Consider the following 14,726-nt stretch of genomic DNA (forward strand, 5'->3'; position numbering starts at 1 on the left):
GCAACAGGTGCAACACAGTCAACGACCCCGCGGAGGTGCAAGGCGGTCGCGCCTCCAACAGGTGACTCAAGGGCTCGTCGATGCGGAGTGCGACAGCCGCCTCCGTCGCCCGTGGACGTCGGTCACGGCGTGACCTGTCCGTGAGGAGACTCAACGCCTGGCGAGGCTGATACGACCGTCCCCCTGACATCAGGGACGTGGACGCATGTCGGCGGCGTCAGCCAGGACCTGCCGGCCGGCGTCGGTGACCTCGAAAACCTCACCGCGCCTTCGACGCACACGCACCGCCGACTCAATGAGCAACAGGGACTGCAGGCTGCGGAACTCTGCGGCCAGGTGCACACGCCGTATCACCCATCGCCGGTGTGGCCGCTTGGCGTTCGGCCTTGGACACACCTCGTCCAAGAGGCTTTGCGAGCTCCTCGGCCTTGGCGATCGGGCCAGCGCGGCCAGGAGCAGCCAACCCTCCAGCTGCAGCTCCACGTCAGGAACCTTGACACATGCCGACGTCTGACAGAAGGTCGCCCACCATTGAGTGAGGACCTTCTGGTGAGCAACTCAGCGAGGGGCGCGAACTGTTGGCCGCGTCAGGGTCGATCTGCCGTCCAGTAGCGTCACGCCGTCTCGCCACCCGCCGTCGTTTACGCCGTAAACACCAGGGCATCTTCCGGACTGTCCATCGTCGCGTCGACTGTTCCACTCGACGGTCGAAGAGCCCTGAGGCACCCCTGGAGGAACCCGACATGATCGATCCTGCTGCCGCTGGCCGAATTCTCGGCATCGACGCTGTTGATCCTGACGGCCGGCGTCTGGGGCAGGTGGCGCAGGTGTACCTCGACGACCGGACTGGCCGTCCCGAGTGGGCGGCGGTCCTCGCCGGACCGTTCGGTACTCAGGCCGCCATCGTTCCGCTGACTCAAGCCGAGTTGATGGGCAGCAGCCTCCGCGTCCCCTACGACAAGGCCACCATCGATGACGCTCCGCGAGTCGACATGGACCACGGCCAACTGACGCCCGAGGACGAAACCGGCTTGCACGCCTACTACGGGATCCGTGACGGACTGGCCGCTGAGAGCAGCCGTGGGACCGGGACCGGTCCCAGCACCACGGCCGATTCCATCGGTCCGGACGGCACCGGCCACCCCGCTGGTCACGCGACGATGACCCGGTCAGAGGAACAACTGCAGGTCAGCACTCAGTGGGTTCAGACCGAGCGCGTTCGCGTGCGGAAGGTGATCGTCACCGAAGACGTGACCGTGACCGTGCCGGTCTCGCATGAGGAGATCCGCGTCGAACGCGAACCGGTCACCGGGGAATCTCCTATGGAGACATCAGGTCCGTCCGCCCCGCACAGCGAGCAGCGCGAGTTCGTCTTGTACGCCCAGCGACCCGTGGTGACGACCGAGATCGTTCCGGTGGAGCGCGTGCGGCTGAACACCGTGACGGTCACCGAAGCACAGACGGTCAGCGATTCGCTGCGCAAGGAGCAGATCACGGTCGATACCGACCTGCCCCCCGGCCCGGACCTCAACGTCGGTCTCCACTGACCTCAAGATCGTCCCGCGCCTGCGCAGATGATCGACCAAGGTTTCTTGGCTGAGCGCATCGGCCAACGCGGCGACCCGGGACCCCGCGTTTCCGCCCTCAACCGTGACCGGTCAGCGCACCGCGACCGGGATCTTGTCCTCGGTCACCTCCCCGCCGCCTCGGCCACAAGGGGACAGAGCGAGCCCGCCGTTACGCAGGTGCATGTCGCGCTGGCTCGGTGGTCAGCAACAGAGCAACACTTCCGGGTTCGCCGGATTGGCTCGCGCAGTATTGCGGTAGAGGCTCGTTGAGCGACAGGAACGGGCTGGTCCCCGGCAGACGACCTCGCACTGAAGGACGCGGGCCGGCCGGCTGAAGCGGGCAGTCGACACGGTGTGAAGTCGTGGCCTCAGCTTCTGCGAGATCCGGGAAGCGATTCCGGTAGTATTCGGCGCAACCGCAGGGGGCTGCCGGCCAGACGTCAGGCACCATGACAACGTCATCGGCCGCACGGCGGTCCATCAGTAGCTGGTTCCTGCGCGGAGTCACCCACTGGCGCCATCCGGCTCAAGTCACATCCGAGAACAAGCCGCAACGCGACATCAAGTGGGACGTCTCACCTGTCCGCCGCCGCGATTGAACCAGCGTGGACTGCGGTACGGGTGTCAGCCTTCGACGGGGACCAGGCCAATCCGGTGCGCAAGGACGACGGCCTGCACGCGGTCCCGCAGGGACAGCTTGGTCAGGATGCGCGACACGAAGGTCTTGACCGTCTCCGGGCTCAGCACCAGTTCGGTGGCGATCTCCGCGTTGGACAGCCCGGCGGCCACCAGCCGCAGCACCTCCACCTCTCGCGGGGTCAGCGCGGCGATAGCTGCCGGCAGGACTTCCTCCGCCGGCGCTGGAGCACGCACCCGGTCGCCAAAGTGGCCGACCAGGCCGCGGGTGACCGCCGGGGCCAGCAGCGCTTCCCCGGCCGCGACCGTGCGCACGGCCGCGACCAGTTCGGCCGGGCGGGCGTCTTTGAGCAGGAAACCGCTGGCGCCGGCCCGAAGCGCCTCGTAGACGTATTCGTCGAGGTGGAATGTGGTCACCACCAGGACCTTCACCGGCTCGGCGACGCCGGGCCCGGCGAGCCGGCGGGTCGCCTCGATGCCGTCGAGGACCGGCATGCGGATGTCCATCACCACGACGTCGGGGCGCAGCTCCTGGGCCAGAGTGACCGCCGCGCCGCCGTCGGCGGCCTCGCCGACCACCTCGAGGCAGGGGTCGGCGCCCAGGATGGTGACGTAGCCACCGCGCACCAGGGCCTGGTCATCGCAGACCAGCACCCGCACCGGTCCGTCGTGGGAGGTCACCGGGCCTCGCCCGCGGGGATGTGCGCGCGGACGGTGAAGCCGCCACCGGGTCCTGGGCCGGCCGCCAGCTGACCGCCGAGGACGCCGACGCGCTCCCGCAGCCCGGTCAGCCCCCGCCCGGAGCTGGGCCACAGGTCTTCCTGGAGCGGGACGTCTCGTTCTGCGGCGTCCGGAGTCCCGGTGCTGACCTGCACGTCGACAGCGTCGGGCCGATGGTCGACCCGGACGAGGACGGGAGCGCCGGCGGCGTGCTTGAGCGCGTTGGTGAGGCCTTCCTGCACCACGCGGTAGGTGGCGAGCCGGACCCCGGCGGCCAGCTGTTGCGGCGCGCCGTTCTCGACCAGCTCGACCTGCTGGCCCGCTGCCCGGGCTCGGTCCACGAGCTCGGACACGGTGTGCACGGCAGGTGAGCGGTCCGCGTCGGGAACCGGTGCTCCGGTGTCCGGGGATGAGTTCAGGACGCCGAGCAGGTGCCGGAGGTCGGTCATCGCCGCGCGCCCGGTCTCGCTGATGGTGGCGAGCGACGTCGCGGTCCGGGTCGGCTCGACGTCGAGCAGGTACTGCGCTGCGTCGGCTTGGACGACCATGGCGGTGACGTGGTGGGTGACGACGTCGTGCAGCTCGTGGGCGATCCGGACCCGCTCCGCGATCACGGCCTGCTGCGCTTCCGACCGTCGGCGGGCGGCCTCCTGCTGCACGCGGGATCGCATCCACGCCCCGGCACCCCATGCCACGACCAGGACCGGGTAGAAGGTGGTGAGGCTCAGCAGGCTCTCCGGCGAACCGCTGATCTGCAGCGCGCAGGCGAGCAGCGCGTAGGCCGCGGTCGCCGCCGCAGCCGCCGTCCACCGGTGGGAGCGCAGGTGTGCCCCGGCGCTGTAGAGGGCCACGTACAGGCCCAGCCCGGCGGGCGTCGCGGGGTAGCCGGCCAGCTGATGGAGAGAGAAGGCTGCGACGACCACTGCCAGGCAACTGGCCGGGGAGCTACGGCGAACCACGAGCGGCAGGCACTGAGCGAGGACCAGCAGCACGCCGACGGCGTCCAGCCCGCGCGCGGAAAGCTCACCGAGCTGGACCCCGATGGCGTCAGACCCGGGCACGAAGGCAAGGGCAACGAGCAGCGCGGCCAGGGCGCCGTCCTGGGCATGGCAGCCCGCCCATCCCGTCCTCGGCACCGCCCGAGGGTAGAGCCGGGACTGGGCGAACTGCGCCACCCGCGCACGACACACGCCCAGGCCAGCCAGTGGTGGGAGGCCCGGGGGCAGCGCGAACCGGGGGGTCATGACCGGGCGGTGCGGCGGGGCCGGACCAGTCCGCGGCGGCGGGCGAGGACCATGAACCCGGCGGCGGCAAGCCCGCAGATCAGGACGGCGAGGACGCTGCCCTCCGGCCCGAAGGCACCGCCGGTCAGGGCAGTGGGACCGCTGAGCACGCTGTCGAGGAGGCCCGGGCCGGTCTTGCCAGACCCGGAGACTGCTGTGCCGAAGAGGCCTGCCTCCGCCCAGTTCCAGCCCAAGTGGAGTCCGATCGGTAGCCACAGGGTGCGGGTGGCCACGTAGGCGGCGGCGAGCAGGGCACCGGCCTCGACCGCGATGGCCACCGCGCCCCACACAGTGGCATTGGGGTTGGCCAGATGCAGGCCCCCGAACAACAGCGCGGAGACGACCAACGACCCCCAAGTGCCAGCCCGCTCTTCGACGATGCGGAACAGGACACCGCGAAAGAGCAGCTCCTCGGAAACAGCGACGCCGAACATCACGCCGAAGGCCGCGATGGCGGCCCCGCCCGATCCCCAGCCGGTGATCCGATAGCCGCCCAGAACGGCGATGAGACCGATGGTCAGCGTGAACAACACCAGCCCACCGCAGACGCCCTTGCTCAGGTTCCTCAGCGCATCCTCCCGCGCCAGCTCGGTGACCTGGCGCCGCTCCAGTAGCCGCACCGCGGCGACATACAGCCCCAGCGCCGCGGCGCCGCCAGCGATGCCGACCGCCAGCGCACCGACCGGAGAGCCGCTGACCGCAACGACCGCCGCGCCAACCCAGGTGGACACCCCGGAGAACAGGGACAGCAAGACGAGCAGGTGAACTCAGGTCGACCCGACCCACGCGGCGGGTCGGCCACCGGCCAGGACCCCATCGACGTCTCCGTGGTCGCGAGCGACCGTGCACCTGCGCTGTCCGCGGTCACGAGAATCTCCTCTGACAGGCCCGGGGCGATCGCCCCGGGCATGGGAGGAACGCTAGAAACGCCGACGCCTTGAGTCGTCACCTCACGGTGGACACCTCCCGTAGCTCTGCAGAGCCACGGGAGCCCGGATGAGCGACGCACCTCACCGACTCGACCGGTATGGCTTCCGAGCCGACACCACCCTCAAGTCCGAGGGAGCAGTGAGCGGCCACGCGCTCGTCCTCCGATGGACGATTGCTGCCGGCGACTGCTCCTGCCTCACCCAGCAGCAGCCACGCGCGCACCACCGGCCGTCTTCGCGACGATCAGCAGCACCGGAGACATCGACAGCTACGACCACGGCCACAGTCCAACTGAGGTATATCGGAGGCGTTCGCCAGGCGTACTCCCCGCCTCTAACGGCGGCTTCCCCGGCTAGCTCCGCACGGATGCCGTCGACCTCATCCTTGGCGTAGTTATTGCGAACAGCCCGGCGTCGCTCTCGCCGACGCAGTATCGGGAGCGTCAGAGCGCGACGCCGAGGTGGTCGCGGACCAGCTGTTCGAACTCCTGCAAGGAGGTGACCGGCTGCCTCTGCACGTAGGCAAGTGAGCCATCAGCAGCCAATCAACAGGGAGTAGGGAAGGTTGTTCAAACCCAAGGACGACAGCACCTCACCATCGCCGTCGAAAGCGCTGGGGAAGGTCACCCCGGCGTCCTCCGCGTAGGAGGCGCCGCGCTCCAAGGTGTCCAGGCTCACCACCCCGAGCACTCGCAGCCGGTCCCCGCCAGCGTCGGCGAGCTGCTGTACATGCGGCAACCCGTCCCGGCAAGGGCCACACCAACTCGCCCACAGGTTGATGACGGTGGGCAAGCCCGGGGCACGGCTCAGATCGAGCGTCCCGCCGCCGAAGCAGTCGAAGACGTCGGTAGGCCACGATCAGCGGCCGCCTCGTCGGCTTGCTCAGGGCAATGTTGAAGGTCTGCGGCCAGCTCGCCGACGATGCTGCTGGCCGACGTCGTCCCCTCCTCGTCGGGTCGACCGGCTGTACAACCAGCGAGTAAGGCACCCAAGGCCAGGGCAGCAACCGACCGTCTCACCGGATGACCTGGAGACCTCACCTGGGGGAAGCTACGGGTTCCGCTCGATTGGCTTAAGGGGCGCCACTGCTCCCAGCAGCGGATCTGTCGGTCAACGCCCGAAAGCGCGGTCTCAACCGCAAGGCCGGCCCGCCGGTGCACGACGACCTCGTCGACCGCCAGTTCACCGCCACCGCGCCCAACAAGGTCTGGCTGACCGACATCACCGAACACCCCGCCGCCGAGGGCAAATTCTATCTCTGCGCGGTCCTTGACCAAACCTGGCTAACGTACGTCGAAACTTATCCCGCCGAGACCGCCGCCACCTGGCGGACTTACTCCCGCGGCCGCAGCCTGGTTCGCCACCGTCGGCGTCGACTGACCAACCGGGTCTTGACCGACAACTCGATGGCCTTACAAGAGCGCAATCATTGTCGCCAGGCGATCGCCGAAATCGCTACGCAGCGACGGTTCACCGACTCCTGCCGCCCTCAGCCCAATTAAGGGCCGAACGCGTTTACTCGCACCCTCGGCACCGCGTCGGCCTGCACGCGGATCTTCGACAGCAACCACGGTGTCCTACGACATGTCATGCTTAGGGCTCTTCCTCGAATACAAAGTAGATGCTCAGTGTAAACGGCTCGGATTCATCATTCACGAAATCCCATGACACATCTACCAGAAATACGTCGTGAACACTCACCCACTTCTGGGCCTTGCCGAACGCTTCTGCATTAGTCCGCGCAGTGAACAGCAACCTGGCGATCGGATGGACCTGCGCATCGGCATCGGCGTCATCAAACCCGGCAGGAACGGTGAGGTGTAGGTCTGGGTTCATGGTTTACACCCTCTCATCAGTTGCTCGAATAGCTGACACAGGAACGGCACAACCAAGCCCGCGAAACCAAAAGCGCAATGGAGGTTACTCGCCTCCTGCCAGCGACGCGCACGATGAGCTGCGTCGCGTCCTACCGAACCACTGCGCCGATTTCCCGGGACTGTTCTTACGGACTACCGGCGAGCCCCACGCTTAGTTGATGGCTGAGCGCGTCCACCATGCCGGATCGCCGGAGCGCACGTACGGTTACGGCCAGCGACGGTGAGCGACCACTCAGCTTCGGTCCAAGGATGCGCTCATTGGCTGATGCGACATGGCTGTGGGTCGAGCGCCCCGACAAGGTGTTCCTGAGCAAAGTGAGACGGGTAGCGAGCGCATGGATGCACCGCTGTGGCGGGAACGCCCGTTACCGCCGCCATCGCACGACCAATTGCCCACCTGGGATTGGCCCCTGCAGCAGGTCGCTGACCTGACCAGGTCGCGCAACGATCTGCGAGCCAGGGTCCTGGGTGCGGGGACGCCACCCGGTGACATCGCCGACGACGTCGAGCGCCTGTTGCTTGCCTACGAGGAACTGGCCTCCAATGCCTTCCGGCACGGCCAGCCGCCGGTCCGGGCAATGGTGACTGCAGGCGGTGACGGCTGGCTGATCGACGTCACCGACGCGTCGGTGGACCGTGCGCCCACACCCGCCGTCGACCGGGACCCTGCCCTCGGCGGCCTGGGCCTGCACCTCATCGCCCGCCTCTGCAGGGCCTACGGCTGGTCGACCAGCTCGGGCCGCAAGCACGTCTGGGGTCACGTGAGCCTGGCTCCGGTCGCCTGACCCACCGGCCACGACACTGCCACATCGGCTTTATCACGCTCACGCAAGCGTCCTCACCCCGACCTGGCCCGCGGTGCCCGTGCCGAGCCAGCCTTGGTCCCAAGGCTGCTCACCTGCTCCGGTGCACAGGTGATCTCGTAGCCACGCCATACGGCGCATGACGAGGCCCACGAAGGGCGGAGGGTTCACCCCAGTGAGCGATCCTACTGACACACCGGTCGACGACGACGCTTTGACCTCCTGGCACACCGCCCCCCGCCCACCTTCGGCCGCCGACACCCGGCTGGCGCCCCAGCCGGCGGCGCTACGGAGCACGAGCGGGGCGCGCTGGCAGGTGTGGGACTTCTGCTCTCCTCACTGAGCGCCGGCCGGGACTAGGACGTGTCCCCCGCCGTCGAGGACGCCGTGGCGCGGGCGCTCCTCATCATCGACGAGCTTGCTCACCCCGTGCGGCACGGCGCGCCACCCGCCAGCCTGCACAGCGGGGATGAGGAGGAGCGCTGGATCGTCACCGTCACCGACAGCGCCTCCCACCGGCTGCACCGCCTCCCCCACAGCGCGGGACGGCCCGCCGGAGGAGGCGGATACGGCCACTACGTCGCCGACCTCACCGCTACCCACGGGGTCCACCGCGACCACGACCGTAAGAGCGGCTGGGTCCGCCTGACAAAGCCCAGCTGACCTCACCCGCGCGCCTTCGGGCAGCCAGTGTCGGTGGCTTCGGCGAACAGCAGTCCCATGCCGCGATGGCGCCTGCAGGACATACCGATTAGCCGGTGACCGCGGTCTCCCCGCGAGTCATAGGGCTGGTGTTCGTGATGAGTCATGCTCACGGTCATGGACGACTCGATGGCGGACGACGCCGACGCTGTGTCGCTGGAGGGCGCGGGCGACGTTTTGTCCTCTCCCGCCATCTCGTCGCTGGTGACCTCCGTGGTGGGGGCGATGCCCGCGGGGTTCGTGTCGATGGACCGCGACTGGCGGTTCAGCTACCTCAACGCCGCCGCCGAGCGGCTGCTGGGGCACTCCCGGAAGCAGTTGATCGGCCGCACGATCTGGACAGCCTTCCCTGACGTCGTCGGCAACGACTTCGAGGCCGGCTATCGGCGGGCCGTGGACACCGGTGAACCCCAGACGTTGGAGGCCTACTACCCCGAACCGCTCAACAGCTGGTACGAGGTGCTGTGCTGGCCCACCGCGGAGGGCCTGTCGCTGTACTTCTCCGACGTCACCGACCGCAAGCTGGCCGCCGAGCAGGCAGCACGGGCCACGGCCCGACTGCGGCTGCTCTCTGGTGCCAACAACGACCTCCTCAGCGCACCCGACGTCCCCGCCGCAGTGGCCGGGCTGGCCCGTGTGTTGGTGCCGGTCCTCGCCGACGGCTGCATGATCACCCTGCTGCAGCCCGACGGACGACCAGAGGACGTGGGCCATTGGCACGCCGACCCTCAGCAGCGCGACGCCCTCAACCGCTACGTCAAAAAGCGGCTGCGCACCATGCCGCTGGGGTCACCCGTGGCCCGGGTCCTCGCCGGCGCCGGCGAGGTGCTCAGCACCACCACCGAGGTCAGCGCCCTGCTGCCCGCCGGCACCACCCGCACCGTGCTGCAGGAACTGGACGCCTCCCACGCCATCATCCTGCCCATCCGCGGCAAGGACCGCGTACTGGGCGCGCTCTCGCTGTTCACCGCCGCCGGCCGCCCACTGGACCCTGATGACATCACCACCGCCCGGGACATGGCCGCCCGCGCCGGACTCGCCCTTGACGCCGACCGGGTCAGCCGGCAATACGCCCAGCTCGCCGAGGAACTACAGCGCAGCCTGCTCACCGCGCCTCCCGAACCCGACCATGCCCACATCGTGGTCCGCTACATCCCGGCGACGGAGTCCGCGCGGGTCGGTGGAGACTGGTACGACGCCTTCATGCAGCCCAGCGGGGCGACCATGCTCGTCATCGGTGACGTAGCCGGCCACGACGTGCAAGCCGCAGCCGCGATGGGGCAACTGCACGGACTGCTGCGCGGCATCGCCACGGCCACCGACGCCGGCCCTGCACAGGTGCTCACCGGACTGGACCAGGCGATGGAACTGCTACAGGTCCAGCCGATGGCCACCGCCGTCATCGCCCGACTGGAGCAGACAGCCGAGGAATTCGACCGCGGCGTCACCCGGCTGGTGTGGGCCAACGCCGGGCACCCCGCCCTCCTCGTCATCCACGCCGACGGACACCTGGACTTCCTCCGTGGCGGACGTGCCGAGCTGCTGCTGGGCGTCAACCCCACCGCGGTCCGGACCGAGCAGACAATCGAACTCGACCGAGGTGCCACCGTGCTGCTCTACACCGACGGCCTGGTGGAACGACGCAGCTCCGACCTCGACCAAGGCCAGCAGCGCCTGCAGGACGCGGTCGCCGAACTCATCGACCTCCCACTGGAAGAGCTGTGCGACGAACTGGTGGCCCGAATGGTCGACGGACACCCCGATGACGACGTCGCCCTGGTAGCCGCCCGGCTCTACCGCCAAGACGAACCGCGCCCCGCCGTCGCAGGGCCCAACAAGATCCCCCCACCACTGCGGCGCCCCGGACACAGCTGAACCGCCCCGACCCGGCATCGACCAGACCGACGCCCATCCGGGAACGTGACGGCGCACCAGCACTGACGACCGTGGAACCGCGACCACTGTGAGCACAAGGCCTCCGCGGACCCTCATCCCTCCCGGCACAGGCCCTGGGGGTGGCAACCGAGTCACACCGCTAGATCAGGATCGACGCCCCGGAGCGGAGGCTGTCTGGCCGCCTGCGCGGTGCGCGCAAGCACCGGCACCGACGCCGGCGATGTCGCCGCGACCAGCACCGGACAGCGGGACGCAGCCTGACCTCGAGTCTGCCTCGGGAGCACTGACCTCCGGTGAGCACCGGCGCGCTAGGCACGGTTGAGCCGGCCACGCCTGCGCTGAGGAGACTTTCGATCCTTCCCGACAGGGCGAGTCTGCGGGCCTGTCCGCTCCGGTCGAGGTCGTACGTCCTCGCTGCCTCCGGGCGCTTCACCTCGACCTCTACGAACTCATCCGCCCGCTGACGTCTTCTTTCCGGGAGAGGGCCGGGAATGGTCTGCACGGACGGGCCAGGACTCAGCCGGGAGAGGCGTCATCGCCGAACGCCCAATCGGTCGGGGCCAGCTCGACGGTCTGCACCGCGGCCAGCGGAACGGCGCTGAACATGGCGTGCTCGAAGCATGCCGGCACGCACCGAGCACCACCCACGCTCACTCCGTAAGCGGCCGGCTTCCTGCAGCTGCAGTCCTACGTGCATGTCAGTTCCTCCGTCACCCCGGCCAGTGTCCCCGCCCAACATCGGGACGGCTGGCGACCACCGGCGCCATGCGCCTGCTGTTGGCCAGCCACTCGCCGAAAGCGCTCCGCTCCGCAACTCCCCGCGACCTGCTGCTCTCAGCCGCCGGACCCCTCACCGAGCGTCAACGTCGCGACTGTTGTCCCTGCCAGGGATTAGGGGCGCGAACGTTGGGGTTGCGGGTGGGTCAAGGCCGTAGAGCCCGGACGGTCGTCGGCGCCTTGCTCAGTGTAGGAACGGTAAAGTCGATGTTCCTCCGTCAACTAGTGCCTGACCCCGGCCACGAGTTCCGTGTGATGGGCGGCACAGACCGGAAGATGAATCTGCGGCTTGAGACGGTCATCTGTCCACAACGCCGCAACTACCGCCAAACAGCCGACCACCCGGCACGGCTCTCCGTTCATGGTCCCGCACCCCTCGCATCCACGGGCCGCGCGCGGGATGGCTGCACACTGGGGCCAGACGGCTGCAGGCTGGAACTCGGGGCGAGCTCGAGCGCGTGCAATGGTGAGAGACGGTAGCGTCTCAGCACGCCACCTAAGCGGGTCGTTTCTGAAACGTGAGCTGATCACCCGCTCACAGAACTCTCAGGCGGTCAGCCATTACCGCCCCGGTGGCCTGCTCACTGATCAGCGAGTGGCGCGCCAGACACCGTCTCCCCCGTTTGGGGCGGTGCCGTGGCGCGACAGCGGGCGTGCTTCAAGGTCGCTGCGGCCCTGCCGATGTGTAGTGGGAGCAGACAAACCGACAACACTGAGTCGCTGCTGTACAGAGGAGTTCCCATGCTGACCATCGACGCCACCGGTCACAACGCCGGCGCAGCCACCCGCAACAACGTGACTGTCACCGGGCGGCCCGACGGACCGGTGCTGCTCTTTGCACACGGGTTCGGATGCGACCAGGACATGTGGCAGCGGGTGGTCCCGGTTTTCGCCGAGGACCATCGAATCGTGCTGTTCGACCACGTCGGGGCCGGCCGGTCCGATCTGAGCGCCTACGACCGGACCAAGTACTCCACGTTGGATGGCTACGCCGCCGACCTCCTGCAGATCTGCGATGAGCTGGACCTGCGCGATGTCATTCTCATCGCCCACAGTGTCAGCGCGATGATGGCCGTAGTGGCCGCCGTCGCCGAGCCTGCCCGGTTCTCCCGACTGGTTCTGGTGGCCCCCTCCCCGCGATACATCGATGATCCCGCTGACGGTTACATCGGCGGCTTCAGCGCCGAAGACATAGAAGGTCTGCTGGAGTCGCTGGAGACCAACTACTTCGCCTGGGCTGCGGCCATGGCTCCGATGGTGATGGGTAACCCCGACGCCCCCGAGCTCGGGGACGAGCTCGCGGGCCGGTTCTGCGCGACCGACCCCGACATCGCCGGGGAGTTCGCCCGCGTCACCTTCCTGTCCGACACACGGCACCTGCTGCCTCAAGTCACCACTCCGGCGTTGGTGCTGCAGTGCTCGCAGGACATGCTCGCCTCCACTCAGGTCGGGGACTACGTGCACCGCAACCTGGCCGGCAGCACCCTGGTCCAGCTGGCCGCGACCGGTCATTGCCCCCAGGTCAGCGCACCGGCTGAAACGTCAGCAGCGATCCGTGACTACCTCTCCGCCGCGCGCTGACACCGGCAGCGGTATCACCGCGGTCCGCTCAGGTCTTGCCCTCGCCGACCCGCTCTGCGGCGACCCAGACGCCTCCGCCCCGACGCCGGACTTCTCTCAACTGTTCCAGCAGGCTCCGTGCGGCTACCTGTTGACCGACGACGACGGCACGATCACCTCGGTCAACGACACATTCTTGGCGTGGACCGGGCACCAGCGGCATCACTTGCTGGGCACCCAGCTGCATGCGCTGATGCCGATCGGTGACCGGATCCTCTACACCACCCACTGCATGCCGGCCCTGTCCATCGGCGGGGCGGTGGCCGAGATCGCCATCGAGGTGATCGTCGCCGACGGGCAGCGCCGTGCTGCCTTGCTGTCTGCCGCCCGCACCCCAGCCACCGACGGGCACCCCGCCCAGGTCCGGGTCATCATATTCAGCGCCCATGAACGACGCCGCTACGAACGCGAGTTGATCGCCGCCCGCCGCCGGGCCGAGGAATCTGAGGCCCGGCGTGCCAGCGCCGAAGCCGACCTCCATCACCTGGCCTGGCACGACACCCTCACCGGACTGCTCAACCGCGCGGGCCTGACCGCACATCTGGACAGCCTGGGCGAGCACCGCCCGGCCGCCGTCCGCGGAGTTGCTGATGCCTGTCCGCCCGTTCCATCGCCCGGCACCGCCGCCCATCCGACGGCCAACGGGCCGCTGGGCGTGCTGTTCATTGACCTAGACCACTTCAAGGCCGTCAACGACAGCCTCGGACACGCCGCCGGTGACCAACTGCTCACCGTGGTGGCCGCCCGGCTGCAGGCCGGTGTCCGCGCCGAGGCGACCGTGGCCCGGCTGTCCGGAGATGAGTTCGTCGTCATCGACGCCCTGGCCAACGCTGCTCAGGCCGCCGCCCTGGCGGAACGATTGCTGGAGGCCCTCAACGCGCCCCTGGTCTTGGAGGGGCTGGAGGTCGTGGTGTCAGCCAGCATCGGCGCCGCTGTCGCCTGCAGCGACCAGGACACTCCCGAACGGCTGGTCCGCCACGCCGACATCGCCATGTACCGGGCCAAGGCCGCCGGCCGCAACGGCTGGGCGGTCCACGACCCGACCACCGGAGATCCGTCGGCCGGGCGGTTGCGGCTGCTCGGCGAACTACGCCACGGCATCGAAGCCGGTCAACTGCGCCTGCACTACCAGCCCCGCATCAACCTGAGCAGCAACCAGATCGAAGGTGTCGAGGCACTCGTACGCTGGCAGCATCCCACCGCCGGACTGCTGCCACCGGCGGCCTTCATCGACGTCGCCGAGGACTCCGGGCTGGTCCGCGAACTCGGCGACTGGGTGCTGAACGAGGCCATCGCTCAAGCCGTGCAGTGGCTCACCGCCGGCCACACCGGGGCCCCGGTGACAATGGCCGTCAACCTCTCAGCCCGCCAACTCGGCGACCCCCGCCTGATCGATCGAGTAGCCGCCGTCCTGGGCCGCCACGGCCTTCCCCCGCAACTGCTGGTTCTGGAGATCACCGAGACCGCACTGATGCACGACCCCGACACCGTCCTCGACACGCTGCGCGCTCTGAAGGCACTGGGTGTCAGCCTGGCCGTCGACGACTTCGGCACCGGCTACTCCAGTTTCACCTACCTCAAGCGCTTCCCGGTCGACGAACTCAAGATCGACCGTTCCTTCGTCGCCGGCCTGGGCACAGACACCAGCGACTCAGCAATCGTAGCGAGCTGCATCAACCTCGCCCACGCCATCGGCCTGCATGCCGTCGCCGAAGGAGTCGAGACCTCAACCCAGCGCACCGCACTGCTCAAGCTGGGCTGCGACCTAGCTCAGGGTTACCACTGGTCACCCGGCCTTCCGGCAGAGGACCTCACCAGCTGGCTGACCCGCCTCTCCGCCGACTGACCGGATGACCGTCTAGTGACCAAGCAACGTCATGCGCTGGTGGCTCCCGGGCAACACAGCGCCGCTTCG

11 protein-coding genes and 1 pseudogene are annotated in these 14,726 nt (G+C 68.6%); 7 read left to right on the forward strand and 5 right to left on the reverse strand.

Going from position 1 to position 14,726, the window contains the following annotated elements; all coding sequences use genetic code 11:
• The first annotated feature begins 743 nt into the window (after positions 1 to 743).
• Positions 744 to 1,547 carry a YsnF/AvaK domain-containing protein gene (locus MODMU_RS17840; RefSeq protein ID WP_014741740.1) on the forward strand — a complete coding sequence of 268 codons (804 nt, stop codon included), beginning with the start codon at positions 744 to 746 and terminating at the stop codon, positions 1,545 to 1,547.
• 645 nt (positions 1,548 to 2,192) lie between these two features.
• On the opposite strand, the gene MODMU_RS28135 is transcribed toward MODMU_RS17840, so the two are convergent.
• From MODMU_RS28135 to MODMU_RS29665, 4 genes are all read right to left on the reverse strand, one after another.
• The gene (locus MODMU_RS28135) at positions 2,193 to 2,864 is read right to left on the reverse strand and encodes a response regulator (RefSeq protein ID WP_197537347.1); all 672 of its coding nucleotides are present in this window, start codon (positions 2,862 to 2,864) and stop codon (positions 2,193 to 2,195) included.
• A gap of 17 nt (positions 2,865 to 2,881) precedes the next feature.
• The gene (locus MODMU_RS28140) at positions 2,882 to 4,168 is read right to left on the reverse strand and encodes a sensor histidine kinase (protein WP_014741742.1); all 1,287 of its coding nucleotides are present in this window, start codon (positions 4,166 to 4,168) and stop codon (positions 2,882 to 2,884) included.
• Positions 4,165 to 4,959, reverse strand: a complete 795-nt coding sequence (locus tag MODMU_RS17855) for a CPBP family intramembrane glutamic endopeptidase (RefSeq protein WP_014741743.1) — start codon at positions 4,957 to 4,959, stop codon at positions 4,165 to 4,167. The genes MODMU_RS28140 and MODMU_RS17855 overlap by 4 nt, the downstream gene beginning before the upstream one ends.
• Before the next feature lie 711 nt (positions 4,960 to 5,670).
• Positions 5,671 to 5,928, reverse strand: a complete 258-nt coding sequence (locus MODMU_RS29665; RefSeq protein WP_231851669.1) for a TlpA disulfide reductase family protein — start codon at positions 5,926 to 5,928, stop codon at positions 5,671 to 5,673.
• Positions 5,929 to 6,242: 314 nt separating this feature from the next.
• Here MODMU_RS29665 and MODMU_RS28625 point away from each other — a divergent pair.
• Positions 6,243 to 6,410 (forward strand): annotated as a pseudogene (locus MODMU_RS28625) (IS3 family transposase); the annotation flags it as partial.
• 319 nt (positions 6,411 to 6,729) lie between these two features.
• Here the strand turns inward: MODMU_RS28625 and MODMU_RS17870 are convergent.
• Positions 6,730 to 6,972 (reverse strand): hypothetical protein, encoded by a 243-nt coding sequence (locus tag MODMU_RS17870; protein WP_014741749.1) that lies wholly within the window; start codon positions 6,970 to 6,972, stop codon positions 6,730 to 6,732.
• A gap of 376 nt (positions 6,973 to 7,348) precedes the next feature.
• On the opposite strand from MODMU_RS17870, the gene MODMU_RS17875 reads away from it, so the two are divergent.
• The 5 genes from MODMU_RS17875 (at position 7,349) to MODMU_RS17895 (ending at position 14,657) form a co-directional block, all read left to right on the forward strand.
• Positions 7,349 to 7,798, forward strand: coding sequence for an ATP-binding protein (locus MODMU_RS17875; RefSeq protein ID WP_041795400.1), 450 nt, complete (start codon positions 7,349 to 7,351; stop codon positions 7,796 to 7,798).
• Between the two features lie 381 nt (positions 7,799 to 8,179).
• Complete coding sequence (locus MODMU_RS17880; protein WP_014741753.1) at positions 8,180 to 8,479, forward strand: hypothetical protein; 300 nt, start codon at positions 8,180 to 8,182, stop codon at positions 8,477 to 8,479.
• A 156-nt stretch (positions 8,480 to 8,635) separates the two neighbouring features.
• A complete protein-coding gene (locus MODMU_RS17885; RefSeq protein WP_231851670.1) occupies positions 8,636 to 10,393 on the forward strand; it encodes a SpoIIE family protein phosphatase in 1,758 nt (585 codons plus the stop codon).
• Positions 10,394 to 11,932: 1,539 nt separating this feature from the next.
• Positions 11,933 to 12,772 carry an alpha/beta fold hydrolase gene (locus tag MODMU_RS17890; RefSeq protein WP_014741758.1) on the forward strand — a complete coding sequence of 280 codons (840 nt, stop codon included), beginning with the start codon at positions 11,933 to 11,935 and terminating at the stop codon, positions 12,770 to 12,772.
• Positions 12,747 to 14,657, forward strand: a complete 1,911-nt coding sequence (locus MODMU_RS17895; RefSeq protein ID WP_014741759.1) for a sensor domain-containing protein — start codon at positions 12,747 to 12,749, stop codon at positions 14,655 to 14,657. Before MODMU_RS17890 ends, MODMU_RS17895 begins: the two co-directional genes overlap by 26 nt.
• Positions 14,658 to 14,726: the final 69 nt, after the last annotated feature.

Origin of the sequence: Modestobacter italicus (assembly GCF_000306785.1) — a bacterium.
Classification (GTDB): Bacteria; Actinomycetota; Actinomycetes; order Mycobacteriales; family Geodermatophilaceae; genus Modestobacter; species Modestobacter italicus.